At 67.8% G+C, this 26,785-nt stretch carries 17 protein-coding genes and 1 pseudogene; 6 read left to right on the forward strand and 12 right to left on the reverse strand.

Annotated elements, in window-relative coordinates; all coding sequences use genetic code 11:
- Positions 1-127 precede the first annotated feature (127 nt).
- Positions 128-1,123 carry a substrate-binding domain-containing protein gene (locus tag ABZ806_RS24915; RefSeq protein WP_500219786.1) on the forward strand — a complete coding sequence of 332 codons (996 nt, stop codon included), beginning with the start codon at positions 128-130 and terminating at the stop codon, positions 1,121-1,123.
- On the opposite strand, the gene ABZ806_RS24920 is transcribed toward ABZ806_RS24915, so the two are convergent.
- Both ABZ806_RS24920 and ABZ806_RS24925 read right to left on the reverse strand, forming a co-directional pair.
- On the reverse strand, positions 1,124-2,068 hold the full coding sequence (locus ABZ806_RS24920) for a LysR family transcriptional regulator (RefSeq protein ID WP_500219787.1): 945 nt from the start codon (positions 2,066-2,068) through the stop codon (positions 1,124-1,126). It abuts the gene before it with no gap.
- 287 nt (positions 2,069-2,355) lie between these two features.
- On the reverse strand, positions 2,356-3,084 hold the full coding sequence (locus ABZ806_RS24925) for a DNA-3-methyladenine glycosylase family protein (protein ID WP_500219788.1): 729 nt from the start codon (positions 3,082-3,084) through the stop codon (positions 2,356-2,358).
- Positions 3,085-3,764: 680 nt separating this feature from the next.
- Between ABZ806_RS24925 and ABZ806_RS24930 the strand changes: the two genes are divergently transcribed.
- On the forward strand, positions 3,765-3,965 hold the full coding sequence (locus ABZ806_RS24930; RefSeq protein ID WP_500219834.1) for a GAP family protein: 201 nt from the start codon (positions 3,765-3,767) through the stop codon (positions 3,963-3,965).
- Positions 3,966-4,004: 39 nt separating this feature from the next.
- Here ABZ806_RS24930 and ABZ806_RS24935 read toward each other — a convergent pair whose 3' ends face one another.
- Both ABZ806_RS24935 and ABZ806_RS24940 read right to left on the reverse strand, forming a co-directional pair.
- Positions 4,005-5,819, reverse strand: a complete 1,815-nt coding sequence (locus tag ABZ806_RS24935; RefSeq protein ID WP_500219789.1) for an alkyl/aryl-sulfatase — start codon at positions 5,817-5,819, stop codon at positions 4,005-4,007.
- A gap of 140 nt (positions 5,820-5,959) precedes the next feature.
- On the reverse strand, positions 5,960-6,661 hold the full coding sequence (locus tag ABZ806_RS24940; RefSeq protein ID WP_500219790.1) for a hypothetical protein: 702 nt from the start codon (positions 6,659-6,661) through the stop codon (positions 5,960-5,962).
- Between the two features lie 181 nt (positions 6,662-6,842).
- Between ABZ806_RS24940 and ABZ806_RS24945 the strand changes: the two genes are divergently transcribed.
- On the forward strand, positions 6,843-7,670 hold the full coding sequence (locus ABZ806_RS24945) for a phosphotransferase (protein WP_500219791.1): 828 nt from the start codon (positions 6,843-6,845) through the stop codon (positions 7,668-7,670).
- A 3-nt stretch (positions 7,671-7,673) separates the two neighbouring features.
- Here ABZ806_RS24945 and ABZ806_RS24950 read toward each other — a convergent pair.
- Both ABZ806_RS24950 and ABZ806_RS24955 read right to left on the reverse strand, forming a co-directional pair.
- A pseudogene (locus ABZ806_RS24950) lies at positions 7,674-8,758 on the reverse strand (endonuclease/exonuclease/phosphatase family protein).
- Between the two features lie 26 nt (positions 8,759-8,784).
- Positions 8,785-9,336: a M15 family metallopeptidase gene (locus ABZ806_RS24955; protein WP_500219835.1), complete on the reverse strand. Its 552-nt coding sequence runs from the start codon at positions 9,334-9,336 to the stop codon at positions 8,785-8,787.
- A 26-nt stretch (positions 9,337-9,362) separates the two neighbouring features.
- Between ABZ806_RS24955 and ABZ806_RS24960 the strand changes: the two genes are divergently transcribed.
- Positions 9,363-10,058: a response regulator transcription factor gene (locus ABZ806_RS24960; protein ID WP_500219792.1), complete on the forward strand. Its 696-nt coding sequence runs from the start codon at positions 9,363-9,365 to the stop codon at positions 10,056-10,058.
- Positions 10,051-11,172, forward strand: coding sequence for a sensor histidine kinase (locus ABZ806_RS24965; protein WP_500219793.1), 1,122 nt, complete (start codon positions 10,051-10,053; stop codon positions 11,170-11,172). The genes ABZ806_RS24960 and ABZ806_RS24965 overlap by 8 nt, the downstream gene beginning before the upstream one ends.
- A 134-nt stretch (positions 11,173-11,306) precedes the next feature.
- Here the strand turns inward: ABZ806_RS24965 and ABZ806_RS24970 are convergent, their stop codons facing one another.
- Complete coding sequence (locus ABZ806_RS24970; RefSeq protein WP_500219794.1) at positions 11,307-11,552, reverse strand: hypothetical protein; 246 nt, start codon at positions 11,550-11,552, stop codon at positions 11,307-11,309.
- A gap of 157 nt (positions 11,553-11,709) precedes the next feature.
- Here ABZ806_RS24970 and ABZ806_RS24975 point away from each other — a divergent pair, with 157 nt between their 5' ends.
- Positions 11,710-11,922: a hypothetical protein gene (locus tag ABZ806_RS24975; protein WP_500219795.1), complete on the forward strand. Its 213-nt coding sequence runs from the start codon at positions 11,710-11,712 to the stop codon at positions 11,920-11,922.
- On the opposite strand, the gene ABZ806_RS24980 is transcribed toward ABZ806_RS24975, so the two are convergent.
- The 5 genes from ABZ806_RS24980 to ABZ806_RS25000 form a co-directional block, all read right to left on the reverse strand.
- Positions 11,916-12,521 (reverse strand): hypothetical protein, encoded by a 606-nt coding sequence (locus ABZ806_RS24980; protein WP_500219796.1) that lies wholly within the window; start codon positions 12,519-12,521, stop codon positions 11,916-11,918. The genes ABZ806_RS24975 and ABZ806_RS24980 overlap by 7 nt on opposite strands.
- Positions 12,522-13,125: 604 nt before the next feature.
- Positions 13,126-13,824 (reverse strand): DUF6193 family natural product biosynthesis protein, encoded by a 699-nt coding sequence (locus ABZ806_RS24985; RefSeq protein ID WP_500219797.1) that lies wholly within the window; start codon positions 13,822-13,824, stop codon positions 13,126-13,128.
- A 12-nt stretch (positions 13,825-13,836) separates the two neighbouring features.
- Entirely contained in the window at positions 13,837-14,841 is a 1,005-nt protein-coding gene (locus ABZ806_RS24990) for a polymorphic toxin-type HINT domain-containing protein (protein ID WP_500219798.1), read from the reverse strand.
- On the reverse strand, positions 14,842-15,741 hold the full coding sequence (locus ABZ806_RS24995; RefSeq protein WP_500219799.1) for a hypothetical protein: 900 nt from the start codon (positions 15,739-15,741) through the stop codon (positions 14,842-14,844).
- Between the two features lie 3 nt (positions 15,742-15,744).
- On the reverse strand, positions 15,745-26,748 hold the full coding sequence (locus ABZ806_RS25000; RefSeq protein WP_500219800.1) for a LamG-like jellyroll fold domain-containing protein: 11,004 nt from the start codon (positions 26,746-26,748) through the stop codon (positions 15,745-15,747).
- Between the last annotated feature and the right edge of the window lie 37 nt (positions 26,749-26,785).

Consider the following 26,785-nt stretch of genomic DNA (forward strand, 5'->3'; position numbering starts at 1 on the left):
ACAACCCCCAATCCCCCCCCCCCCCCCAACCCCCCACCCCCCCGTGCCCGGGGGGTTTGTTTTGTTTCTGCCCCCACAAAAAAAACAACACGCCGCAAGTGAACGCACGGTCCGGTATGACAGGGGTGTGGACGGAGAGGGACGCCCGCTGTGGGGGCGCCCGGCGGTCTGGGCCGCCGCGGCGCTGCTGCTGTCGGGCGCCGGCGGCGGCGCGTGGGCGTCCGGCCTGTTCTCGACACCGGCCTGCTCGGGCGCGCCGGTGCGGATCACCGTCGCGGCGCAGCCGGAGATCGCGCCCGCGCTGAGCGACGTGGCGTCCCGCTTCAACGTGGAGAGGCACCGGGTGGGCGGGCGCTGCGTCCACGCGCGCGTCCGGCCGGTCGTGCCCGCCGCCTACGAATCCGGTGACGTGGACGCGTGGGTGCCGGAGTCGTCGCTGTGGCTGAGCATCGTCCGCGAGCGCGGGGACACGTCCGTCCCGCAGATGGCCCCGTCGGTGGCCTCAACGCCGGTCGTACTGGCCACGCCCCGTCCGGTGGAGGACGAACTCAAGGACGCGGACGTCGACATCAGCTGGAAGCTTCTCCGCAAGGGCAAGGCACGCGGAATCCCCTTGGACCGGATCGCGGCCAACCCGAGCACCGGAATGACCGGCACGATCGCCGTGCTCGCCGTCGAGCAGGTCGACAAGGACGCCGACGTGGCCGAAGCGCTCCGCAAGGGCAGCGGTTCAACGGCGACCCTGGCGGAGCTGGTCGGCGCCGAACGGTTCGACCGTCCACTGGCGGTCGCCACAGAGCAGGCAGTGGTCGCCTACAACGAAGCCCACCGTCCGAACCCGGTCGTGAGCCTCATGCCGGACGAAGGCACGCTCATGCTCGACCACCCCTACGCCGTGACCACGAAAGACCCGCGCCGACGTGACGCGGCGGAGGCGTTCCAAGCGGCACTGGGTACGCGTTCAGCCCGCGACATCCTTCAGCGTGCGGGATTCCGCGCACCGGACGGCACCCTGGCCGCCGCATACGCACGCGAGTACGACCGTCCGGAGAAGGCGCCGAAGTCGCTCAGACTCCCGACCCGCAAGGAGATCGACGAGGCGCTCACGTCCTGGAAGGCCTGATCAGGGGGCGCCGCGCAGGCAGCTGGGCCGCCGCTCGACCAGCGCGTCCGCCGACTTGCGCAGCTCGGCGAGGACGGCCTGCACCGAAGGGCGCACCTCGGCGCCCACCCGCGTCCACAGCACCATGCGGCGGTCGACCGGGGCGTCGGCCACGTCCCGGACGACGATGCCCTCCTCCCGCTCGGCGAGCGCCAGGTCGGGGATCAGGCACACCGCCCCGCCGGACGCGACCATCGCGAAGATGATCAGCAGGTCGTTCGACCGGTACCGGACCTGGGGCCGGAAACCGCCCAGCTCCACGCACGTCCGCTCCAGCAGATCGGCGTGGTTCGTCCCGACATGCCCGGTCACCCAGGGGCACTCGGCCAGATCGGCCAGCCGCACCGGGGCGCCGCTGAGCGCCAGCGGATGGTCCTCGGGCAGCGCGACCCGCATCATCTCCGTGACGAGCACCTCGGACGTCAGCTCGGGCCTCCGCGGACGCGGCAGATGCGAGTACTCGTCGGTCAGCACCACGTCGATCTCCTGCAGCACCAGCGCCTGCAGGACCCGGTGGAACTCCTCGTCCAGCACGTCGACCACGAGATCCGGATACTTCTCGGCCAGCCGCGGCAGCGCGGGCGCCAGCACGTGCAGCAACGCCGTCTGGAAGCCCACGAGCCGCACGACCCCGGCGACCCGCCCGCTCGCCGCGACCGTCGCCTCCTCGGCCCGCCTGGCCTGCGCCAGCAGCGTCTCGGCGTGCTCGGCGAGCACCTCCCCCGCCGTGGTCAGCCGCAGCCGCCGCCCGACCCGCTCCACCACCGGGACGCCGACGTCCTTCTGCAGCTGGGCGAGTTGCTGCGACACCGCGGACGGCGTGTAGCCGAGGACGTCGGCCACGGCTCCGAGCGTCCCGCGCAGCTTGAGTTCGCGGAGCACCCGCAGCCGTCCGAGATCCAACATGGTGAAGAGATTCTTACACAATCCCTCCAGGAATGGTCGCTGGACCTGAACGGTGGACGGAGTCAAACTGTAAGTGCGACGGAACGAGGCGGACACCCCGGCTCCACCGATCGCCCCGCGCGGGAACGCCCCTCAGCGATCCCAAAGGAGCAAGACCATGCTGTACGTGCTCGGCGTCTTCATCGCCCTCGCCGTCCTCGGCCCCCTGTTCGGCGCCGACAGCCGGGACGGCCTCGACTGGACCCCGAACAACTTCTGGCTGCGCCGCCGCGCGGCCGTCGACCCGGTCAGAACGACCGGTAGTCCCGGACGGCCAAACGGGGGCCGCGCCTCGGCGGGCGCCTCCCGGACGATTCCAGCAGCCGGGTGACCCGGTACCGATGACCGGCATAGGGCTCCAGCAGTTCCAGCATCCCGGCGTCGTCGACCTTGCGGCCAGCCAGCGCCCAGCCGACCAGGCCGGGCAGGTTGTAGTCGCCCACGGAGACGGCGTCGGGATCGCCGACCGCCCGCTGCCGGATCTCGGCCGCCGTCCAGACCCCGATGCCGGGCAGCGACCTGAGCCGCGCCTCCCCGGCGTCCTCCTCCAGCCGCTGCGCGACCCGCGCGGCCCCGATGATCGTCCGCGCCCGGACGGCCTCCAGCCCGGACCGGTGCCACTCCCACGAGGGAATCCGGACCCAGACCTGCGGCGGCGGCGGAACCCGCAGGTGCGGCGCCCCCGGCGCCGGCTCCCCGAACCGGCGCAGTAGGTACCCCCACCCGCGCCACGCCTCCTGCGCGAGCACCTTCTGCTCCATGACCGCCGGCACGAGCGCCTCGAAGACCCGCCGCGACTTCCCGATGCGCAACCCGGGCCGCTTCACGACCTGGTCCCGGACGACGTCGTGCCGCGCGACGAACCCGTCCGGCTCATCACCGGCACCGAGCAGCTCGGGCACCCCGTCCAGCAGCCACTCGGCCCCGGGCCCCCACCCCGTCGCCTCGACGGCGTCCCCGCCCCACCGGAGCCGCAACGTCCCCGGCCCCTCAGGCGTAAAGGACGCACGCCAGACAGATCCGTCCCGCTCAACCCGAAACGCCGGATCATGCGCCCCCCGCTGATGCGGCGAGACCGTGCCGTGAAGATCAAGCGGCCACGGCGGCCGCCACTCCCGAACCCGACCGGGGAGACGCCCAGCGGTCTTCTCCCCGGCCGCACGGGGCGCAGGGGTACCGGACGGCACCAGAGCCACCGACCACCCACCATCCACTCGACCGTCCGCACATCGCGCTGCCGCGCCCCAGTGTGCCATCGCCGGGCAAACCGGACCCGCCGGCCTCCACGCCCTCAGTGCCATGAAGGAACCATGTTCGTTCGTACCGGTCACCGTGGGGAATGCCGGGTCTGCGGGGGCGGGGCGGCATCTCGCGGCCGGGCCCGGCGGGAGCGGTACGCCGGGGAGCACCCGGCGTCAGGGGGAGGGGACATGGGTTTCGGGCAGGCGATCGGTGAACTGCTCCCGTCGGCGATCGGTGCGGCGCTGAGCCCGATCCCGATCATCGCGGTGGTGCTGATGCTGATGTCCCCGGCGGCGAACCGGACGGCGCCCGGTCTGGCGCTCGGCTGGATCGTCGGCCTGGCCGCCGCGACCGCGGTCGTGGTGCTGGTGGCCGATCCGGCGGGGGCCGGCCATGAGGGGGCGCGGCCGGGGCGATCGCGGTGTTCGTGGTGCTGGGCAGTGTCACGGTGGCCGGACCGGCCCTGGCCGGCCTGGCGCTGCGCGACAAGGTGCAGGCCCCGCTGCTGTCGGCCAAGGACTGGCTGGTGCGCGAGAACGCCACCGTCATGTTCGTCGTCCTGCTCGTCCTGGGCGTCGTGCTCGTCGGAAAGGGCATCACGTCCATCACGGGGTGAGCGGGAGGGCCGCCTCCCGCGCGGAAGCGGCCCGGAACGTCAAGGCGTGACGATGGGGAAGTTCTCCTCCGGCCGGTCCATGACGCCCATGAGGCGGCGTAGCTTGTCGGCGTCGCCGTCGGACTCGATCCCGTCCATGCCCTTGCCCTCGAAGAGCGCGATGAGCCCCGGACGGGTGAGCGTCAACCGCACGTCGGCGTTCCCGCGCGTCCCGCCCGTCCGGGCGCGGTGGATCAGCGTGCCGTTGGTCAGCGTCATCCGGTACTTCTCGCCGGTGTCGGAGAAGTCCCAATCGATCGTGAGATGCTCGTCCCATGCCTTGGGGCCGTTGACGCGGATGGCGAGCGAGTCGAAGACCTGCTCGACCGACAGGCCCGCGGCCATGCCGCCGGAGATGCTCATCGGCACGGGTTTGACGCCTTCGCGCAATTCCATCGCGCCGGTCAGGTAGAAGTTGCGCCAGGTGCCGTTCTCCGCGCCCTGCCCGAGCGCCTGGTAGACCTCGGCGAGGGCGTTCCTGGCGTAGTCGTTGCCGGGGTCGGCGAAGACCGCGTGGTTGAGCAGCGTCGCGGCGAAGCGCAGGTCGCCGCGCTCGCTGTAGTCGCGGGCGAGCGCCAGGACCTTGGAGGTGCCGCCCATGCACTCCACGTACCGCTTGGCCTCCTCCACCGGAGGATGCTCCCAGAGGTGGGCCGGGTTGCCGTCGAACCAGCCCATGTACCGCTGGTAGACGGCCTTGACGTTGTGGGACACCGAGCCGTAGTAGCCGCGGGCATGCCACGCCGTCTCCAGCGCGGGCGGCAACTCCATCATCTCGGCGATCTCGATGCCCGTGTACCCCTGGTTGGTGAGGCGCAGCGTCTGGTCGTGCAGGTAGGCGTACAGGTCGCGCTGGCCGGACAGGAACGCGACGATCTCCTCCCGGCCCCAGGTCGGCCAGTGGTGCGAGGCGAACGCCGCATCGGTCCCCTCGGCGAACAGCTCGATGGCCTCGTCCAGGTACCGCGACCACACCCGGGCGTCGCGCACCAGGGCGCCGCGCAGTGTCAGCAGGTTGTGCAGGTTGTGGGTGGCGTTCTCCGCCAGGCACAGGGCGCGGTGGTCGGGGAAGTGGAAGTTCATCTCGGCCGGAGCCTCGGTGCCCGGGGTGAGCTGGAAGACGATCCGCACCCCGTCGAGCCGCTCCTCCTGCCCCGACCTGGTGATGTCACGGTTCGGCGGGATGAGGCCGACCCTCCCTGTGGAGGCCGTCTGCCCCAGGCCCGTCCCGATCATCCCCTCAGGGCCCACTGGCAGCATGAAGCCGGTGTGGTAGACGGCCCGGCGCGCCATCGCGACCCCCGCGTACACGTTCTCGGAGACGGCGTGCTCCAGGAACCCGGCGGGAGCGAGGATCGGGATCCCGTCGGGATTCCCGGGCGGAATGACGCCCTCGGCGCCGCCGAAATGGTCCACATGGGAGTGCGTGTAGATCATCGCGGTCACCGGACGGTCACCCCGGTGCTCGCGGTAGAGGTCGAGCGCCGCCGCCGCGGTCTCCGCCGACACGAGCGGGTCGATGACGATGACGCCCCGCTCGCCCTCCACGAGCGTCATGTTCGACAGGTCCAGGCCCCGGACCTGGTAGATCCCGTCGGTCACCTGGAACAGGCCCTGCTTGGCGCACAACTGCGACTGCCGCCACAGCGACGGGTTCGCGGCCTCGGGCGCCGGACCGTCGAGGAACGCGAACGCGTCGCCGTCCCAGACGACCGTGCCGGAGTGGTCCCGCACGACCCCCGGGGACATGGAGGCGATCAGCCCACGCTCGGCATTGTCGAAGTCGGTCCGGTCACTGAAGGAAAGATCCGTCATAATCTCCCTTATAAGGCGAACACGGTAGTGGCAGGCCCTACCGCCGCCCAGCAACGAGCAAACTCCGCAGCCGGCTACTGACGACCTGCTGACCCCTCAACCGTTCGGCCAGCTGGGCGGATGGGCCGGAGCGCCCGTTCTCAGGAGGGGTCATGCCTGGTGAAGTCGGCCTTCCAGTCGTCACGGCCGTCGACGAAACCCTGGAAGGCGTTCACCATCTCACCGAAGTCGCCGGTCACGTAGCGGAAATGGCGGTCGGCCGACCCTTCCCGGTATTCCACGCCGTACATCCCCTCCGGTGCCCCGCCGGCCCGCTCACCGAGCCCGGCCTGGACGTACCAGCCGGGCCGGGCGTCGAGGTAGGCGAACCAGTTCCGGTCGGTGATCAAGCGCAGGAGCCGGGGCAGGTCCTGCGAACTGGGCTCGTTGACGGTCCCGCCGTCGAAGAAGACCAGGTGCAGGCCGTCGCTGTTGACGATCTCCGGCGGGTTGTGGACGCGGACGACCTGGGGATCGAAGCAGACCAGCCCGTGCCGCATGGCCGTCTCGACGATGACGGGCGCGGCCTCCCCGGACTCGGCGTAGCCCATGCACATGGCCACGCAGCCGCTGGGTTCCAGAGACGGTGTCATGCTCCAGGGAGAGTCCCCTTCGGCGACGTCCTCCAGAGCGGGATACACGCTCAGGATCTCCGCGTGGAACGCGCTGATACGTTCGTCGTGGACCATCTCCGGCTCGGGTCCGGACCATTCCTCCTCCGAGGTCAACCATCTGTACTTGAGCAAGGCCGCGTCGGCCGTGACCGGCTGCTCCTCGCGCCACACCCACAGATCGAAGCTCATCGCCCACCCTCGTCCGGTCCGGCTGATCCCGATCTTGGACGTGCCGGCCCGCGACCGCGTTCCGCGTACAACGGCCCGAGCCGGCAGCCGGACCGGCGCCCTGCTGCGGCGAGGGGCGGGTGTCGGTGGTGGTGAGAGTGGCCGGGGGGCTGCGGCAGAAGCCCAAGATTAGGAGCTATTGGTGGACGCGCCGTCGAGCACACACGCCGTCGAAATGCGGCCCGATGTGGTGATCAAGCGCTACCGCTCGCGCGGCAATGACGAGCCTCACCGCGAATGGCGGGCTTTGACTCTGCTGCATGCGCATGCCCCAGGTATCGCACCCGCGCCGATCAGTGCCGACCTGGACGCGGAGCCGCCGACCGTGGTGATGTCCCGCTTGAGCGGCACTCCTCTAGAGCACGGGCCCGTTGCGGACTTGGCCGTGGCGGTGGCCGACGCGGTCGCGCGCGTCCAGGAAGCGATCCCCTTGCGCACGCTGACGGAATTGCCGGCCCGCGCAGGGCATTCGCTCGAACTCCTGAAACAGGTTCGCACGTGGTGCGCGGCAGTTCAGCGTCCTGCCAACGACCCGACGGTGACCGAGGCGCTCCGCGGGGCGGAAGTCTGGCTCCGGCAGCCCGCGCTTGAGGCCATGCTCGGACGTCCGGGACAGCCCGTGTTCGGCACCGGCGACGGAAACCTGGCCAACTTCCTCTGGGACGGCACCGAAGTCCGCCTCGTGGACTTCGAGTACTCCGGCCGCAGCGACCGTCCTTACGAGCTGGCCGAACTGGCCGAGCACATTTCGGTACGGACGGCGAACGGCCCCGGCATGGAGGACGTCCTGGAACGTTTCGACCTGGACTCAGCGGAAGTCGGCAAGCTCAAGAACTGCCGGCGCCTTCTCGCCGCGTTCTGGCTGCTGCGGATCATGGGCAACGACAGGGGCGATCCGCAGATCCGCGCGAATGTCATGGCGGGCCAGGCGACCCGGCTGCTGACCTTGCTGGAACAACGAGATCCCTGACTGTTAGAAGTTGATAGCGGCTGCGACGGGAAGGTGGTCGCTGCCGGTGGCGGGCAGCGTCCACGAATTCACCGGCTCGACGCCTTTGACCAAAATCTGATCGATGCGCGCCACCGGAAACGTCGCCGGCCAGGTGAAACCGAAGCCGCCACCGGCCGTCTCCTGGGTCGAGCGCATCTGCGAGGTGAGGCCGGCGAACGCGCGGTCGTCCATGGTGCCGTTCAAGTCGCCGAGCAGCACCACCCGTTTGTTCTTCTCGGCGGCGATGGCCTTGCCGAGTGCCTGCGCGTTCCTTCGCGGTGGACCGTCCAAAAGCCCGCCCTGGGATTCACACGCGCGGACCCCAGATGGGCCACGTACACCGCCAGCGGGCCGCGGTCGGTGGCCACCGTGGTGCGCAGCGCCCGGAGATAGCCCGCCTTCACGTCGGCCGGCTTGGTGGCCGCCAACGGCCCGTAGTCCGTCTGGATGTCGACCGGCCGGGTGTCGGACAGCGGGAGCCTGCTCCACAGCCCGACCGTGCCCAGTACCGCGTGGTACGGGTACGCCTTCGCCAACTCCTTCTCATACGTACCCCGTGCCTGCTCGGCCAGTTCCTCCAGTGCCAGCACGTCCGCGCCGGACGCGGCCAAGGCGCGGGCGGTGCCGGACGGGTCGGGATTGTCGGCGCGGACATTGTGGCTGGCCACGGTGAGATCGCCCCCCGAGTCGGACTTGTCGCCGAGCAGCCCGCCGAAAAGGTGCAGCCACACCACGACCGGCACCAGCAACGCGGCCACGGCGGAGGCGGACCGGCGCCACAGCGCCCCGGCCAGCAGTGCCGGGATGAGCAGGCCGAACCACGGCAGGAACGTCTCCACAAGGCTGCCGAGGTTGCCGACCCGGTTCGGGATGTTCGCGTGCAGCAGCATGAACAGGCCGAGCAGCAGCGCCAGCGCCGCGAGGACCCGGCCGCGCTTCCAAGGCCCCGGCTGCGAGGCGACACGAATCACCCGGCGGATGGCCGTGCGGCGGGTCCCGGCGCCGACTCGTCCGGTCTCCGCCGTGTCCGTCGCGTCCCCCGTGTCCGCAGTGTCCGCCTGCGCCATCGTCGTCTGAGTTCGTTCACTACCGGTCACTGCTGCATCCTCGGGTCCTGAGTGGGGTCGGCGTACATAGGCGGGCAGCCGCGATCGATCGCTTCGGGACGCATCTCGTAGTGCCAGGGTTCATTCCTGTAGATCTGGCACAGCCCGTACTCGGCACCATGTCGAGACAGCCACGACGCCGCAGCGGGGCGGCCAATGTCGACCGCGTCCCCGGACACATGAAGGGGCGTGGCCGCGGTGGCCACCCATCGGGCGGCCTCCTTTTCGGACCCGTACTTGGAGACCGCGTCGCGCAGCAGCCGGTTCTGGTACTCCGGGGAACGCCAGCCGCTGTTGACGTAGAACGTGACACCGTCATCGTCCGCGGCGTCCGTCGCGGCCTGGCGAAGGGCCCTGAGCAGCCCCGGATCAAGGTTGCGGACGGCGGGGAACCGGTCATCGAAGATATCAGGGCTGCGACGAGGAGCCGGCGAATCCGGCGAGCCGTCATCCGCGCCGTTGGTGGGGTTCGAGTCATGCCGCCAGCCAAGGCGACCACGCGTTGCCAGCGCGTATGGGGATTTCGATACGCCGACAATATGCGTCGGCTCGTAACCTCGAGAGCATGCGTGTGCTGATCGTTGAGGACGAGCCCTACATGGCGGAGGCCATCCGCGATGGCCTCCGCCTGGAGGCGATCGCGGCCGACATCGCGGGTGACGGCGACACCGCGCTGGAACTGCTGAGCGTCAACGCGTACGACATCGCGATCCTCGACCGCGATGTCCCCGGGCCGTCCGGTGACGAGATCGCCGCGCACATCGTGGCCTCCGGCAGCGGCATGCCGATCATCATGCTCACCGCGGCCGACCGTCTCGACGACAAGGCCTCCGGGTTCGAGCTCGGCGCCGACGACTACCTGACGAAGCCCTTCGAACTGCAGGAACTCGCGCTCAGGCTCAGGGCACTCGACCGCAGGCGCGCCCACAGCAGGCCGCCCGTGCGGGAGATCGCAGGTCTGCGCGTGGATCCGTTCCGCAGGGAGGTCTACCGGGACGGCCGCTACGTCGCGCTGACCAGGAAGCAGTTCGCCGTCCTCGAAGTGCTCGTCGCCGCCGAAGGCGGGGTCGTCAGCGCGGAGGAACTCCTGGAACGGGCATGGGACGAGAACGCCGACCCGTTCACCAACGCCGTTCGCATCACCGTCTCGGCACTGCGCAAGCGTCTCGGCGAACCCTCGATCATCGCCACCGTGCCGGGCGTCGGCTACCGCATCGACACACCGCCGGGCCCCGGACGTGAAGGAGCGGAGCGTGGATAGGGCGCCCGGCATGAGCGTCCGCCTCAAACTCACCCTCAGCTACGCCGGGTTCCTCATGCTCGCCGGTGCCTTGATACTCACCGCCGTGGGGGCCTTCTTCCTGTGGGGCCTGCCCCGTGGCGCGGTCTACTCCGACGGTCACTTCTTCATCAACCGCCGCCTCATCCTGCGTTCGTTCGTCCCGGTCGTGGTCATCGTGATGGCGTTCCTGCTGGTGTTCGGCCTCCTGGGCGGATGGATCCTCGCCGACCGCATGCTCGCCCCTTTGTCCCGGATCACGGACGCCACACGCATGGCCTCGACCGGAGCGCTCTCCCAACGGATCCTGCTGCCTGGCCGCAAGGACGAGTTCCGCGAACTCGCCGACGCCTTCGACATGATGCTCGCGCGGCTCGAAGCACACGTCGCCGAACAGCAGAGATTCGCCGCCGAACAGCAGAGGTTCGCGGCCAACGCCTCACACGAACTGCGCACCCCACTGGCGATCTCGAAGACGCTTCTCGACGTGGCCCGCACCGATCCGGCACGCGACACCGGCGAGATCATCGAACGCCTCCACACCGTCAACACCCGGGCGATCGACCTCACCGAGGCATTGCTCCTGCTCAGCCGCGCCAACCAGCGGTCCTTCACCCGGGAGAACGTCGACCTCTCCCTTCTCGCGGAGGAGGCCACGGAGACGCTCCTGCCTCTGGCGGAAAAGCACGGCGTCACCCTCGAGTCCTCCGGCGACTTCGCCCCCGCCATCGGCTCACACGCGCTCCTCCTGCAGCTGACCACGAACCTCGTACACAACGCGATCGTCCACAACCTGCCCGGTCAGGGCACCGTGTGGGTAAAGACAGGCGTCCGCCCTACGACCGTCGTCCTGACCGTCGAGAACACGGGCGAGAAGGTCACCCCGCACCTCGCCGCGACGCTCACTGAACCCTTCCAGCGCGGCACCGAACGCATGCACACCGACCAAGCCGGCGTCGGTCTCGGCCTGGCGATCGTCAAAACAATCGCCCACGCCCACGACGGCACCCTAACCCTCACCCCCCGCCCAACAGGCGGCCTCCACATCACCGTGGAACTCCCCGCGATATCCCCGCGCACCGGGCCGCGCGCGTGAAGGCCGACTACGCGATGTCGTAGACGAGTGGGTGCCTGCGGCGGCCGGCGCGGCCGAGAGATCGCGGCTGGTCGCTATGGTCAGGTCATGAGGTCCTGATCGGCGCGCTGGCAGCGTTTACCATCCCAGGGCTTTCAAGAGTCGATTCCGAGGTTTCGCGGAACATTGCGCACCCACTCTCTCTGAGCGGGGTCGGCCGAAGCCGCAATACGCTGGAGAATCTCAGCGAATTCCCGGCGCTCAGCATCGTTCATCTGATCGAGCTCGAATCCTACGTTCTCCAGGGCGTTCACCGCGGCATGAGAATCCATTCCGAACTTCGTTGCATCCTCAAGCATCGCCACGACCGAAAGGAGCGCCTTCAGGATGTATTCTGCCACCACGGATCACCAATCCCCCACTCGGGCCAGAATTCCCGTTACTCCCCACTCGGCGAGGAGCGCGTTAGCCTGGTCAACCTTCTTCTGAGAAGGCAGCTCATATACCGCCTGGAATCCAGGATGCTTGGCGACAGCCGCTTGCCGCTCTGCTTCGTCCTTGCCGAATCTCGTCAATCCAAGCTTCCGATCGATGGCCTCGTCGCCGAACGCGGAGTCGAATTTGGCTGTGATAACTGAGCCGTCCTCGCCCGGCGCCCGCACCGGCTATCCCGCACGCCTCATCGAAGGGCAGAAGCCCTACGGGTGGGCCGAAGCCCCCAAAGAACTCGCCGCCGGTCGCCATTTCGGCGCAGGACCGGAGGCCTACTGAGTGCCGATCTCCCTGATCTCGGCGAAAGCGTTCATGTCTTCGACTAGCCGATCTCGCACCTCTGGATTCACGCAAGACTGCACGGCGCGCCGGCAAGCCTCCTTATATTGTGGCCATAGCTCCATCCAATCACCGTAAGCCACGGAGCTCGCCACCGAAGGTGTCCCCTCGTCATAGGCATGCACGGTAGGGTAATGCAATCCAGGCTGCGCCGAATACCAAGCCCTCACCGCACCGAACTTCTCTACGATCGTACCGTTCTCCAGGTAGTCGATTATCGCATTATGGACACCGTTCAGGCCGGTCGCTTTTGCGATGGAGTCGATCAGATAGCGATTGAAGCTCGGGTTTAGATCATGTACGGCAACCCGGAGCAGAAGAGCCTCGTTCGCGCGAACCAGTTCAGGTCTTTCGCCAAGGCTGGCCACCAGGGAGGTTCGCTTCCGATTACACCTCCAAGCAAGATTATGAACCGGGTCTACGGCGATCTTCTCTGGGGCGCTCGGCGGGTTCCATCGCTGGCAGAAAATGGCAAGCGCGGCGTCCAGCAGTGCCTCGAACTCCACGCCCCATTCGGCAATGGAGGTGGGACTCTTCATAGGACCTCATCGGGAGTGCTCGACTACGACTACCGCGATCCGAAAGTAAACAGCTTTACGACCGAATCCGGCAACAGGATGCCGTGCTCGGCGAATTTCGCACGCGCCAGCGCGAAGGAGGACGCTTCTGGCCAGAAGTGCCCACTGAAGTTACTTAGATACTCCCCTACATATCCACCAGAAACCTTCCGTATCGTGGCTCCACCTGCCGCGTCCAGCAAGTCCTCTTACTTGCTCACCATTCCGTTGAGAGCACCATGACTGAGCGGCATAGAGTCTTGGTGGCCAGGTACCGAGTACTTCGGGAGCGTAACTAGACTTCCATCGGTCCGCACTCCGAAAAGCACTCTGCCGTCTTGGGCTATCTGGCGATCGAACTCCGCGGAACCAGGGGTGGAGGGCTGAATCCAGAAGCCTCCTTGTCTGCGATGTCGAGGGGCTTCGCATCATCGTATTCCCAGTTGGGATACGGCGGGCAGTTGTGGACGAGGACGGGGGTGGTGCCGGCGACTACATAACGGTCCTGATACTCCAGGCGACCCGACTACCGTCGTCCTCGAATAGCCAAAACAAGAGCACGTCAATTTGACGACAGGATTGAAGCTCAGTTCGTGCGCATTGAACTCACGAATTCAGCGGCCACGATAACGGCTTCAGCAATGGACGTACATTCCATCCGCCCATCCCACCCCGCCTGCTCTACGGTAAAACTTCGGCCATCATCTTGGGATGAGATGCGCACCTCGTCTCGCCGGTCGCAGAAGGAACTCGACAAGCTGAGGACTCGATGGCTGAGATCTGGAAAGCATGAACGAAGCACCGAGTTCTCGTAAGCAGGATCCACCATGTCCCGGTCCACAGCCATCTCGGGAGCTTCCCGCAACCACTCCCACTGGGCCGCCACCGGATCCGGACTCGCCAACACCCGGGCCAGCGCCGTGATTTCCAAGAATGGGAAAGCGAATCTCAGGTCAGCGTGCGAAGCTCCCCTCTCCCACGCCTCGGCCAACTTCACGACCTTGAGCAGTTCGCTGGTCTCACCGGTTGCGATCAGCACAGTTTTTCGCCTGATGGAGACATGAAAGTATCGTTCATCAAGGTCGGCACTTACTATGACGATGCCTCTTACTCCATCGATGCTTGCGGTGACGAGTTCGCCCACCCCTCCCTTATAGGGTGATGCGAGCGATCCCAGGACGATACCGTGCATTTGTGCGACCCATTGCAAGGCCCCACCAAGCCCGCCGTGCTCCACGAGTTCCGGATAGCGGTTTTGGATCACACGGAACGCATCGTCGGCCATAGAGGTCCTCCATCAGCCACCACAAGAGCAGTATGGATCACCATCGTTGATGAATCCCCTTGGGGGAGCAGTGACAGGTCCCCTCTTTGGGCCCATATTCCTGGTGAAGCTTTGACCCCAGTCCGGCTCCGGCAGGCTGAATGCATCGAAGCCATCACCATTGGACTTGTACCAGGTGATCGAATCCCAACTCCGCTCGCCGTTGGTCACCGCTCGCGCCACCCAACCCATCTCCATGTCTGTAGCCCCGCCGGCATTATTGAGACCACGCTGTGCTGCGCCGATGAAGTCTCTGTCAGGTAGGTTGATGTGCAGTTTGACACGCGGATCCCGAATTGCGCTCATCACCGGCTTCTGCCACGTGCCGTCCTCAGCGTAGACGTAATCGTCGACCTTCCGGCCACCGGTGCGCAATGATTGCGCCAATCGATCAGTGCCAGTCGCCTTCTGCCCGAGCACGACGTTGCAGTTGTGGACGAGGACGGGGGTGGTGCCGGCGACTACATAGTAGGTGTGGAGGCCGCTGATGGTCAGGTCGTAGGTGACCTGTGTTGCGGTGTAGCGGTGGACCTTCTGCACGGTGGCGGTGGTGCCGTCGGGCTGCTGGAGCTCGTCGCCCGGCTTGATGTGGGCCGCGTCTACGAAGGCCGACTGCGTGATGTCGTAGAAGGGGTGGGTCGCGGTGGTGGTGAGGGTGGCCGGGGGGCCGCGGCCCGGGTGGCTCGTCGCGATGGTCAGGTCGACGAAGTCGTGGTCGGTGCGGGTGACGATGACGCGCTCGACCTTGTGGGTTTCGGTGTGGCCGTCGGGGACCGAGGCCACGACCTTGTCACCGACCTTAGGGCGGCGCCGCCTATGGCGCCGATCAGGACCGACTTGCCGAACGAGCCCGCCGAGCAGGCGCCCTTCTAGCCCTCCACGCACTTGGCGCCCTTCGTGACCGCGACACCGTCCAGCAGGCTGCCGTCCTCTTGTGACACGAACTGCGACTCGCTGGGTGTGAGCGCCCAATGGCATTCACCAGGACGAAGTCGAATCGACGGGATTTACTATGAACGACGCGCCATCGACGACCATCCCATCCGGCCTTCGCGAGTCGACAAGAGTCCGTACGTTCGCGTTTTTTTGAAGAAAATCAGCCAGGGCCTCCCCTGATCCCCAAACGTAGAGATACGTCGGCCGTTCGAAGTATATGCGATACGCATCGTCCATTCGATTCGTGTAGATCGAGCTACCATGCATCATTCTCAACCCTTGAGATTCTTGCTGTGTCGCTTCTATAGGCGGAGCCTGCCCGGCATCTTCAGAAACGACGATATAATCCGCCGTGGCCTCATCCCGAAAAGCAAGAGACAGCACCTGAAGAGAATCGACGGCCAACTTGCGCGAGGCCATGACGAGCGCATCGAATTCATTAACCGAATCGTCATTAAGACGAGAGGCCTGCAACCAGAGCCGTTCCTCATGTTTCTGGAAGGTGTCCGGCTCCTCTGTCAAGATCCGACTCTTGAGGAGTTCCCAATCGACGTGGCTTGCGAATCTCGTTGAGTACTCCCAGAGTGAGTTGACTATCTTCGCGCCAGGGTCACCCCCTGCCAGGACCGGCAGCCCCATCAGAACGAGCAGAACGGCGAAGTAGGAATAATACATGATACCGATCGGCTCTTCATCGAAATCATCGAGGTATTCGATCGTTCGCGACTCCACCTCGGCCAGAAAACGAGTATCCTCTGACGACCACTCGCCACCGGCCACCTCGGTCAACACCACTCGGAGAGCCCCGTCAATTCTCGGCAGCCAACCGCCCGGTGATTCCTCTTCGGGCCAATTGACAGCGATCGTCGCGTACCCGGCTAAACGAGCATAGGACAACTGTCGTTTGGCCTGATCGGACAAGCTCTCGTTCAAACGTTTCATGACTCAGCCATCAGATCCATATTCGTACGACCTCTGCCCGAACGGATACCTCGTCCGCAGTTGGCCGTTGAGCATGAACTGGATACGTTGACGCCACAGACTGGGGCCAGTGAGGCGACCACCTGCGTCGCGAATCCCGTTCTCACACCATGGACATGTGTTCCTGTTGGTTCCACCGGCTACCTTGCTCCAGCCCTGAGCATCGATGTACTGCTGGGCGTTCAACTCCGCATGCAGACTTGGGTCGTTCGCTGCGGCGACCTCCGGAATATTGCCATTGGTTCTCAGGCTTGCCAACTGCCCTTCGGAAAGCCCACCTCCGTTTGTGGCGACGACATCGACGTAGTCACCGTTCGGCTTCTGAGCCCTCGTTACCGCAGTTGTTCCGTTCTTCGCAAGTATCCTCCCAGCGGGTGTGCCGTCGTCCAGCACAGCGTTGATCTCGGTAGCTCGGTCGCTGAACTCGCAGTTGTGGACGAGGAGGGGGGTGGCGCCGGCTTCTACATAGTAGGTGTGGAGGCCGTTGATGGTCAGGTCGTAGGTGACCTGGGTTGCGGTGTAGCGGTGGGCCTTGGTGACGGTGGCGGTGGTGCCGTCGGGTTGCTGGAGTTTGTCGCCCGGCTTGATGTGGGCCGCGTCTACGAAGGCCGACTGGGTGATGTCGTAGAAGGGGTGGGTCGCGGTGGTCGTCAGGGTGGCCGGGGGGCCGCGGCCCGGGTGGCTCGTCGCGATGGTCAGGTCGACGAAGTCGTGGTCGGTACGGGTGACGATGACGCGCTCGACCTTGTGGGTTTCGGTGCGGCCGTCGGGGACGGAGGCCACGACCTTGTCACCGACCTTGATCTTGCTGATCGCTTTGGACGAGCCGTCGGCCATCAGGACCGGGGTGGCCGCGGTGAAGCTGTGGCACTTGGAGCGGGCCAGGCGCCCCCCGGCGGCACCTAGGGCGGCGCCGCCTATGGCACCGAAGGCGGCGCCCGTGCCTGCGGCGCCTGCGGCGCCGGACCAGGTGCAGCCACCTGAGCGTTCGCGGCAGGACAGGCCGTAGTCGAGGGCGCCGGTGGCACCTCCGGACAGGCCGCCGATGGCGGCGCCCTCCAGGGCGTCCGTGGCCACGCGGGGAAGGATCCTGCCCAAGGCGGATTGGGCCAGCTTGCCGCCCAGGCTTCCGCCGAGCGCACCGCCGATGGCGCCGCCTATGCCGCCGATCAGGACCGACTTGCCGAACGAGCCGGCGGAGCAGGCGCCCTTCTGGCCCTTCATGCACTTGGCGCCCTGGTCGATGGCGCCGCCGACCATGCCGGCGAGCATTCCGCAGCCGGCGGCGCCCGCGACGGCGCCCACGCCGGCGGTGGGGACGCCGACGACCGCTTCGCAGCCGATGAAGGTCACCGTCGCCAGAGCGATGGACGCGATGGCGGCGCCATGGTGCTTGACGAACGTGGCGCTGGTGTGGACGGCCTTCTGGAGCTTGCTGACGGAGTACTTCCCGAGGTTGTACGCCTTGTTGTAGGCGTCTATCGCGCGTTTCTTGGCTCGTGCCGCGGCTTTTCGTGCTCGTTGGGCGGCGCGTTTCGCCGCGGCTTTCGCGCGCACGATCTGCTGGTGCAGTTCATGTTTCAGGTCCTTGATCTCCTGGGCCAGGACCCGCAACTGGCGTCCGAGAGACTTGAAGGACTCGGTAATGGCGTGCGCGGCATGGCGAACCGTCCACGAGACCCCTTGCTGCACCTTGTGGGCGCCCCACTTGATGACGTTCCATACCGGCTGGATGACGTGGCGGTTGATCGCGCTCGCGGCCTTGCAGACCAGGCCGAAGCCGCTCCAGCAGTGACCGGTCGGGTCGGTGCCGAGCAGCGGGTTGTCGCCGACGTAGGCGAACGGGTTCGCCTGTGCCGGGTCGGGGATCGGGTTGAGGGCGACGGTGTCCTTGTTCTGGAACTGGCCGACGGCCGGGTTGTACCAGCGGGCGGCCATGTTGACCTTGCCGGTGGTGTCGTCGGTCCAGCCGGACTGGTAGCCGAGCCGCCCGGACATGGTGGTGCTGTTGGTGGCGTTGCCGAGCGGGTCATAGGTGGCGGAGCCGGCGAGGGCGGCGCCGGTCGCGGTGAAGTTGCCGACGACGTCGTCATGCTGGTCGAGGTAGGCCAGGACACCGCTGCCGCCGGCGGGGGTGCCGATGCCTACGAGGGAGTCGTCCGGAGTCCAGGTGTAGGTGTTGGTGCCGTCGGACGCGAGCGTGTTGGCCGTTCCCGAATACGCGAACGTGCGGTTCGGGCTCGCCGTCGAGCCGGCGGTGATGACGCGCCCGAGCGCGTCGGTGACGTAGGTCTGGGTGCCTGCGGGGGCGGTGACGGTGACCTGCTGCCCGTACGCGTCGCTGGTGGCGGTGAGCGATTGGGCGGGCGTGGTCTGCGCGGAGAGTGTGCCGCGCGCGGTGTAGGCGTAGGTGTTCGTGCCGTCGGAGGTGAGCTGGTCGCGGGCGTCGTAGGTGTAGACGTCGGCGCCCACGCGGGTGCGGTTGCCGGAGTCGTCGTATTCGTACGGCGTGACGGCGGTGCCGTTGTCCCAGCTCGTGAGGCGGTTCGCCCAGTCGTAGGCATAGGTGTTCTGGACGGTGCCGCCGAATCCAGTTGTGGTCTTGGACGTCTCGTTGCCGTTCTCGTCGTAGCCGTAGGCGATCGACGCGATGGCGGCGCCGGCGGACGTCTTCAGCGTGTCGCCGGTGAGGCGGTGCCGGTGGTCATAGCTGTAGGCGCGGGTGTTGCCGCCCGAGCCGTAGGCGATCGAGGTGAGCTGGGAGAGGTCGTCGTAGCCGTAGGTGAGGGTGGTGCCGGTCGCCGGGTCCGCGAGCGTGGACAGCCGGTCGGCGACGTCGTAGGAGTAGGTGGTCGTCCCGGCCGCGTCGGCGCGGGACGTGGGCAGGCCGTCGTTGTTGTAGGCGAACGAACTGGCGCCTGCGGAACCGGACGCGGTGAGGAGCAGGCCGCGGTCGTTGTAGGCGAACGTCTCGCTGGTGGCCGGGGCGCTCCCGGCCGCCGAGGTCGCGGCGGTCAGCATGCGGCCGTCGTGGTCGTAGGTGAACGTCCGGTCGGGTGTGGGCGCGTCGGCTCCGGTGCCCGACTGGTTGGTCACCCGGCCGAGGTCGTCGTAGCCGGTCGTGACGGTCACGCCGCCGGGCAGCGTGCTGGTGACGGGACGTCCGGCGGCGTCATAGGCGACGGTGGACGTGCGGTCACCGGCGGAGGTGTAGGTGGCGGTGGCCGGTTCGAGAACCGATTCCGGCTTGTTCCAGGTGTTGTAGCCGTAGATCCACGAGTTGCCGCGCCCGTCGGTGAAGCGAGTGCGGTTGCCAGCCGCGTCGTAGCCGAACGACGTGGTGATCGAGTGGGTGGCGTCGACCGGCTGCACCTCGGAGGTGATGTTGCCGACGCCGTCGCGGGTGAAGGTGGTGGTGTGGCCGCGTGCATCCGTGGTGGAGACCGGCTGCCCCATCGAGTCGTAGGCGGCGGACACGACCGCCAGCGTGCTCCCGTCGGTGTCGAGCTCCTTGGTCGTGGTGGCCTCGCCGAACTGGTTCAGCGTGTAGCGGGTCGCGGTGCCGTCGTCGCGGATCTCCTTGGTCACCTGGCCGAGCAGGTTGCGGCGGTACTGGGTGAGGGCCCCGGCAGGGTCGGTGACCTTGACCAGTTCCCCCATGTGGTCGTAGCCGTAGGAGGTCGTGGCGCCGTCGGGTGTGGTCTCGCCCGACAGCCACGTCCCGCCCCGGTTGTCGTTGGAGGCGGTGTAGGAGTACGTCGTCGTGGCGGCGGTCGGCGAGGGGAGGCGGTCCAGCACCGTGCTGGTGAGGGTGCGTCCCAGGTGGTCGTAGGTCTGCTGGGTCTGCGCCCCGGTCGGCGTCGTGGTCGACAGCACGTCGCCGTTGGTGTCGTACACCGTCTTGGTGACGCCCCCGGACGCGTCGGTGACCGTGGCGACGTCGCCGAGCTGGGTGTAGGCCAAGTGCGTGGTCTTGCCGAGCGGGTCGGTGACGTCGGTGACCTTGCCGTCGAGGTCGTAGGCCCGGGTGGCGACCGCGGTGATCGGGCTCGTCCCGCCCGGCGGCGTGTAGTCGGGCAGGGTGGTGCTGACCTGCTGCCTGGCGGCGTCATAGGCGATGGTGCTGACGTTGCCGTCCGGGTCCTGGAGCTCGGTCTTCTCTCCAAAGGTGTCGTAACCGGTCGTCACGATCGGATGCGCGACCACCGGGGTGCCGCCGCCGGTCTCGGTGTTGATGGTCGGCAGGCTGGTGACCGCGAGACGGCCCGCCTCGTCGTAGGTGTAGTGGGTGTTGCGGACCTTGGGGTCGGTCATCTTCGTGGGCAGCCCGCGCTGGTCGAGCTCCCAGGTGGTCGTCGCGGTGTGCCACGAGTGGACGGTGCCTCCGTCGCGGCCCTTGCCGTACAGCGAGGACACCTCGTCGGCGCTGAGTATGCGGTCATAGACCTGCACGTTGGAGACCGACCCGTTGAGCAGGTCCGTCACGGCGCTGTTGTACTGGCCACGGCCGATGACCAGCGGGCCCGGCGCGTTGAACGGCGTGGAGTCGATGGCCGTGCCGTCCGCGGTGCCGTCGACGTAGAGGGTCATCGAGCCGTCTTCGGCGTTGAAGACACCGACGAGGTGCGTCCAAGTGCCGGCGGACGGCGTTTTGGTCGTGGACAGGGCGCGCATGCCGGCTGCGCCGTCAGTATCGGTCGCAACCCTGCTGAACGCCCATTTTCCGTCGGCTCCGTCGTACTGGAGGAAGAAGCCGCTGGCGTGTTCCCCGTCCTGGCTGGCCACGGTCTGGAACCCGGTCGACGGTGTGGCGGCGAGATCCACCCAGGCGGACACCGAGAAGCTCTGCGAAGTGTCCAGGACGGGACCGTTGGTGGCGATCTCCTGGCCGGCGGTGCCCGGGAACACCGCGCCCTGGTCGGCCCAGGTGACCCCAGTGCCGACGTGGGCGTCGTTGCCGACGCCGGAGGAGTCGGGCACGGACTCGCCGGACGTCTGATCGAGCTTCCACCAGGCGACCGGATGGTCGGGATGGTCGCCGCCGAGGACGCGGCTGGTCATCCGTCCCATCGGGTCGTAGGTGAAGGACGTCGAGTACCACCAGCCGTCGAGGTCGGTCTGGACGCGCTGCGCGACCTGGTCGTCCGGGGTGTAGGAGGTCGTGGTGGTGCGGCGTTCCTTGTCCGGGTCGACGACGGTCTTGGTGGGACGGTCGGCGGCGTCCAGGGTCGCGGTGGTGACCGTCGCCCCGTTGTTGGTCACCTGCTGGATCGGGTTGCCCGCTGCGTCGTAGGTGGTGGACCGCTCGACGAAGGGCGAGTTGCCGTCCGCGTCGGTGCGCGTGATCGCCGTGACCAGGCCGTTGTCGGTGTAGGTGTAGGACGAGGTGTTGCCCATCGAGTCGGTCAGCGCGGCGAGCCGTCCGGCCGGGTCGTAGGAACGGGAGGACTCCACCAAGTCTCCGGCGGCCTGCGGGGCGTTCGGGTCGCCGGTGTAGTTCTTGAGGGTCTGGGTCAGCTCCTGCCCGGAGGGGTTGAAGGTGTAGGCGACGGTGATGCCGCCGGGGCTCTTCTCCGTCGCCTTGTTGCCGTAGGCGTCGTAGGTGTACTCGGTGGCTCTGCCGAGCGGGTCGGTGCGAGAGATGATCTGGCCGTGCGCGTTGTAGCCGGTGAGGGTGGTGCGTGAGGCGTCACCACCGGTGGTGTCGGCGACGGTCTCCGACGTGACGTCGCCGTTGGCGTTGTAGACCCTGGTCGTCTGGGCCGTGTGGACAGCGCCGGTCACCCGGTTCGTGACGGGCGGGGCGGTCTCGGTGACGACCTGGCCCATCGTGTTGTAGGCGTAGGACGTCGTCAGGCCGGCGGGATAGGTGTCGGACACCTCGGTGCTGGTCAGCATCCGGCCGAGGCCGTCGTAGGTGAACCTTGTGATCTTGCCGCCGGCATCGGTGACCGAGGCGACGTCGCCGGTGTGGAAGTAGCTGATCGTGTTGGCGGCTCCGCCGGGCGACACCGTCTTGTACGGCAGCCCGGTGGGCGCGAACCCGGAGTCGGCGGCGGCGACCGTGGTGCCGTCGGTGTAGGAGATCTTGGTTGTACGGCCGTTCGGGAACCCGGCGACCGGAGGTGTCGTCACTGCGGTGCGGTTACCGTCGTCGTCGTAGGTATAGGACGTCTTGTACGTGTCGTCGGACGGCCCCGACGACCGCCCGTCCCGCACGGTGGCGACCAGGTCGTTCTTGGGGTCGGGACTGAGCTGCGTGCTCGTGTCGTCGGGCAGGTACGTCGTGTACGTCGTGGAGCACTTCTGCGCGGCCTGGTCCTGGCAGGTGGTCTCGGAGACGGTGTTGCCGCGCACGTCGTGCCCGGTGGTCTTCACGTTCCCGTTGGGGTCGGTGACGGTGTGCAGGTAGCCGCCGGAGTCGTAGCCGAAGGTCGTCCGGTGGCCGAGGCCGTCGGTCTCGGAGATGGGGCGGTTCCCGTGGCCCGGGTCGTACTGGCGGACGAGCGTCTTGCCGCCGGGGTCGGTGAGGTTGACGGTCGTGGTCGGGGCAAGGCCACGGGAGTTGCGGCCCGACGTGTAGTGCCGGACGACGTCCTCGCCGGACAACTGCGCGTGGTAGAACGCGAACTCGGCGATGGATCCGGTGAAGTATCCGGTCGTGTCGGTGGGATGGGACGGCCAGTTGCCGCCGGAGATGCCCGCGCCGATGTAGACGTAGTTGACCCCGGTCGTGGCCAGTGCCGCGCTCAGCGAGCCCTGCGCGACGCCGTCCAGGTACAGGGTCTGCGCGTTCGCCCCGGCCGCGAGGGCGACGTGGTGCCAGACGCCGTCGTTGACCTTGCGCCCAGAGGCGAGGACCTTGGTCGTTCCGTCGGTGTCCCAGAACTTGCCGTGCATCTTGCCGTCGGTGCCGACGTACAGCGCGGGGACGTAGTTGCCCGCGACCGGGCCGACCGGTTCGGACTCCTCGTCGAACAGAACGCCGCCCGCCGTATTACCGGCCGGAACCTTGAACCACATCTCGATCGAGCCCGGCGAGGTCTGCACCTGGTCGTCGATCGGCAACCGCACGAGCGATGACGTGCCGTTAAAGGTGGCCGCCGTGGCGTCGTCGAACGGTCCGTCCGCGCCCAGCGCGACGTTCGAGTACTCCGCCGTCGCGGAGTTGGTCTCCCCCACGGCCTGGGCAGCGCCCGCCGCCTCACCGAACCGGTAGTAGGTCGCGGGCTGCGAGCCGAGTGCCGCCGCCCGGTACACGTTCGAGGTGCCGGTGACGGTCGGGGCGGGCAGGTTCCACGAGCCGCCGTTCTCATCGGTAACGTGGGTGACGGTCGAGGTCAGCGGGTCGTAGGACACCGTGGCGTAGGCGTCGCCGGACGGCTTGGTGACCGAGGTGAGCAGGCTCGTCGGCCGCTTCCCGCTGTTGTAGAGCGCGGTGACATCGGCCTGGACGAGGGGCTTGCCGAACAGCGCCACGTCGGCCATCGAACCGTTGAAGTAGGTTCCGTAGACGGTGTAGGTCGATGTGCTGTAGTGCGGCTGGTCGGGCCATGTCCCGCCGAGGTAGCCGGTGCCAAGGTAGTGGTGCCTCAGCGAGGACGGTTCGAAATTGAAGTCGTAGGACGATGCCCCCGGCCCGGTGCCGACCTTGGCACCATCCAGCCACAGCGTCTGCTCGGTCGATGAGCCCGACAGCACGACATGGTGCCAGGCACCGTCGGCGACAGATCCGGGGGTACTGATCGGGTGCGGGCTCTGCCCGTCCCACCAGAAGGTGGCCTTCAGCTTGCCGTCCGTCCCGATGTACACGGCGGGCGTGAAGTTGCCCTCGACGTTGCTGGCCTTGATCTCCTCGTCGGAGTAGGAGAGCAGCACGCCCGGTCCCTGCGAAGTCTTGAACCACATCGACACGGACTCGGTAGTGGACACGCCCATGTTGAGGTCGGGCAGGCTCACCTTGGACGACGTCCCGTTGAATCCGGCGGCGGTCGCGGTTCCGGGATTGAGCGGGCCCGGCTGACCGAGCGTCACGTCGGCATAGGTGCCGTTGTCGGTGCCCTCGTGGATCAGGACGGCGCTCGCCGCCGTCGTCCCGGAGGTCTCCGTCAGCGGCCAGAACGACGACGCGCCCTCGTCGAGCACCTGCTCGTGGTGGGGCGACGCGCTCTGGTAGCCGTACCGGGTGCAGTCCGGGGTGGTGTCCTCCGGTGAGCACACCGAGGTGAGCCGGTCTCCGGTGTAGGAGTACGTCCACGTCAGCGCGGTCGACGTGTCACCCGGATCGGACGGGTCGGTGACGACCGTCGCCACATGCGGGCTCGTGGCGTCCTGCGGCGTGGACCAGGTCAGATGCAGCGACCGCCCGGATGCCTGCGACGTCATCGCGGTGATGTGTCCGGACACCCAGGTGAAGTCCACCGTCCGGTCCGAGGCGTCGGCGACCGAGGTGATGCCGTAGGCACCGGAGCCGAGCGACTGCCCGAAGGTGTAGACGGTGTCGTTCTTGTCGGTCAGCCGGTAGCCGCCGCTGATGACGGTGAACGTCGCGAACCGCCCGGACGGCGGGCTGAACGAGCCGTCGGAGTTCTTCCCGAATCCGACGGTGGCCCCGTTCGGGTAGGTGACCGCGACGCTGCGGACGGCGCCGGACGGCGTGTACCACTCGGTGGCCCTGGCGTCGAAGATGCTCGCCCAGCCGGCCCCGAATCCGCCTGCTGCGCGCGGGTCGCGCGAGTTGTAGTCGCGGACGACCGACAAGCTCGGGCCAACCGTGGCGATGTCCGCATCCGTCGCTGTGGAGGTGTAGTTCCCGATCGCGGGATCGAAGTCGTGCTCGGAGTTCTGCGCCAGGCTCGACGTGATCGTCGGCTGCGGCACGCTGACGACCAACTGGTGCAGGGTGGGTGCCGCCGAATAGTTCGTGCCGTCGAACGCGACCGCACCCCAGTAGTAGGTATGACCCCATTTCAGCTTGCCGGCGGGCACCTTCCAGGTAGCCGTCCAGGACGGCTCGGGCGGGGTCACCAGCCCGGAGTCCGCGACCGTTTTCCCGTCGGCGTCCAGGACACGGAACTGGAACTTCGGTGTGACGGCCAGGTTCGGGTCACGGCCGCCCCAGGCGGTCAACTGCGGCGTCAGAGTGTCGGCATGGTGGCCGCTCGGTGGGAACTGCCCATACACCTGCGGGAGCAACGCGCCGCTGTAGGTGAGGAACAGGGTCGGGGTGGTGCCGAGCGGGGCGAAGGCGGTGTTGAACTGCTTCCAGTGCAGGCTGTCGGAAGTGGCGGCGTACAGGGCGAGCCCGTAGTCGTCTCCGCCGTTGGCCCAGTTGTTGAACGTCGCGGTCGAGAGGTTGACCGTGACCTCGTCGCCCACGGTCCGGTCGGCGCCGGTGTTCGCGCAGGCGTGTGGAACGTTCGGGGTGGCGTACCCGATCGAGCCGCCGTGCGACGGCCCCGGGTAGGAGACGACCGTGGACGGCGTCCAGTCCTCGGCGACGGCGGCGACGTCGAACCGTTCGGCCGTGCAGGTGGACGCCCAGGTGTCGAAGAGTTTGAGCTGCGCCGCAGAGATGGGGACCTGGGAGCCGTCGATGCCAGCGCGGGGGAATTTCAGGAAGGAGTTCGCGCTGTGCGGGCCGGCGTCCCACGAGCCGACCTTGATGGTCTGCTCCGTCGAGTGGTCACCGGGGTCAATCCCCGATTCGGCGTAGGTGGTCGACCAGCTTCGCAGGTTGTTGTACGACGGGTCGACGGTCACGGGGAACACGCGCTCGGGCGCGTGCAGCCACTTCCCGTCGAGCGTGACCGTCAGCGCGGGCTCCCCGTCGGCCTCCGTGAGGCCGTAGGTCACCGCATGCGTACTCGACCCCTCCCCCGACCGCTTGCCGATCTTGGAGTCGTAGGCGTACCCGGCGGGGATGCGGCCGGCGGCCTTGCCGGAGCCGTCCACCAGCTCGATCGACCCGTCGGCGGCCTTCCGGGCTTTGAGGCCCGTCAGCTTCAGCGGGAACACCCAGAAGTTCTCCGCGTCCGCCGAGTGCAGGACGATCGACTCCTTCATGCCGGTCGCGGTCGGCCACACCGACAGGTCGGTGGACGGGAGCACCTGCGGATAGGTGACCACCGAGCCCGACACGGTCGGGGCGACGGGCGCCGCGCCCTGCAGCGCGTAGGCCAGCCGCTGCCCGTCGTCGCCCTCCACCTGGGCGAGCCGCGCGTCGGACGCCTTGGGCGCGAAGCTCACCCCGAGCGCGTTGGCCCGCTCATGCCAGCGCCGGTCGCCGCCCTGCCGGACGGTGGTGTCGATCGGCTGCCAGTCGCCGCTCCCGTCCCGGTAGTTGATCGGGTTCTGCGCGAACTTGCGCGTGTGCGAGCCGTCGGCGTTGCGGTAGTAGTCGGTCGTCGCCGTGGACTTCTCCGCGTCCCGGCGGCTGGTGCTCGCGGCGAAACCGACCTTGCCCTGGCCGCTGCGCCCCTGTGGGACCTTCCGTCCACCGGTCTTGTAGGCGGGCAGCTCGCCCTTCCCGTGGCCGGGCTTGCGCCCCGTGCCCTGGCCGGCCCGGGTCGCGCCGGCCGTCGCGGAGTGCGAGTGCCCGGCCGCCGTCCCGGACTTCTGCTGCGGCAGCCGCCCGAAGTGCGGGGCGGGTTTGCCGGTCAGCCACCCGAACATCCCGGTGACGCCGGCGAACGACACCTCTGGCATGCCCTCGGCCGCGATGGCGGGCTGCTCGGTGGCCATGAGCGCCAGGGCGACGCACAGCAGGATCGCGGTCCGCCTGGCCGTCGCGCTCCGGCGCAGGCCGCGCACCATTCCCGGCCCGTAGCGCGGTCGCCGGGCGGCGCGGGGGCGCCGGAACCACAGCGTGAGGCGGTAGAGCGCACCGCCCGCGTAGGTGCCGGCGGCGGCGACGAGGCCGAGCGCGAACACCACGATCACGATGCCCAGAACCTGTGCGTTCGGCACCGCCCACCCGGCCTCTCCTGGAGCCGGGCGTCACAAC

The sequence above is a fragment of the Spirillospora sp. NPDC047418 genome (assembly GCF_040643275.1).
Lineage (GTDB): Bacteria > Actinomycetota > Actinomycetes > Streptosporangiales > Streptosporangiaceae > Spirillospora.

Bases quoted from the DNA above. Each gene is read 5' to 3' on its own strand.
- ABZ806_RS24920 (WP_500219787.1), bottom strand. From the start codon at position 2,068: ATGTTGGATCTCGGACGGCTGCGGGTGCTCCGCGAACTCAAGCTGCGC.
- ABZ806_RS24935 (WP_500219789.1), bottom strand. From the start codon at position 5,819: ATGACGGATCTTTCCTTCAGTGACCGGACCGACTTCGACAATGCCGAG.
- ABZ806_RS24940 (WP_500219790.1), bottom strand. From the start codon at position 6,661: ATGAGCTTCGATCTGTGGGTGTGGCGCGAGGAGCAGCCGGTCACGGCC.
- ABZ806_RS24960 (WP_500219792.1), top strand. From the start codon at position 9,363: ATGCGTGTGCTGATCGTTGAGGACGAGCCCTACATGGCGGAGGCCATC.
- ABZ806_RS24980 (WP_500219796.1), bottom strand. From the start codon at position 12,521: ATGAAGAGTCCCACCTCCATTGCCGAATGGGGCGTGGAGTTCGAGGCA.
- ABZ806_RS24985 (WP_500219797.1), bottom strand. From the start codon at position 13,824: ATGGCCGACGATGCGTTCCGTGTGATCCAAAACCGCTATCCGGAACTC.
- ABZ806_RS24990 (WP_500219798.1), bottom strand. From the start codon at position 14,841: ATGCCATTGGGCGCTCACACCCAGCGAGTCGCAGTTCGTGTCACAAGA.
- ABZ806_RS24995 (WP_500219799.1), bottom strand. From the start codon at position 15,741: ATGAAACGTTTGAACGAGAGCTTGTCCGATCAGGCCAAACGACAGTTG.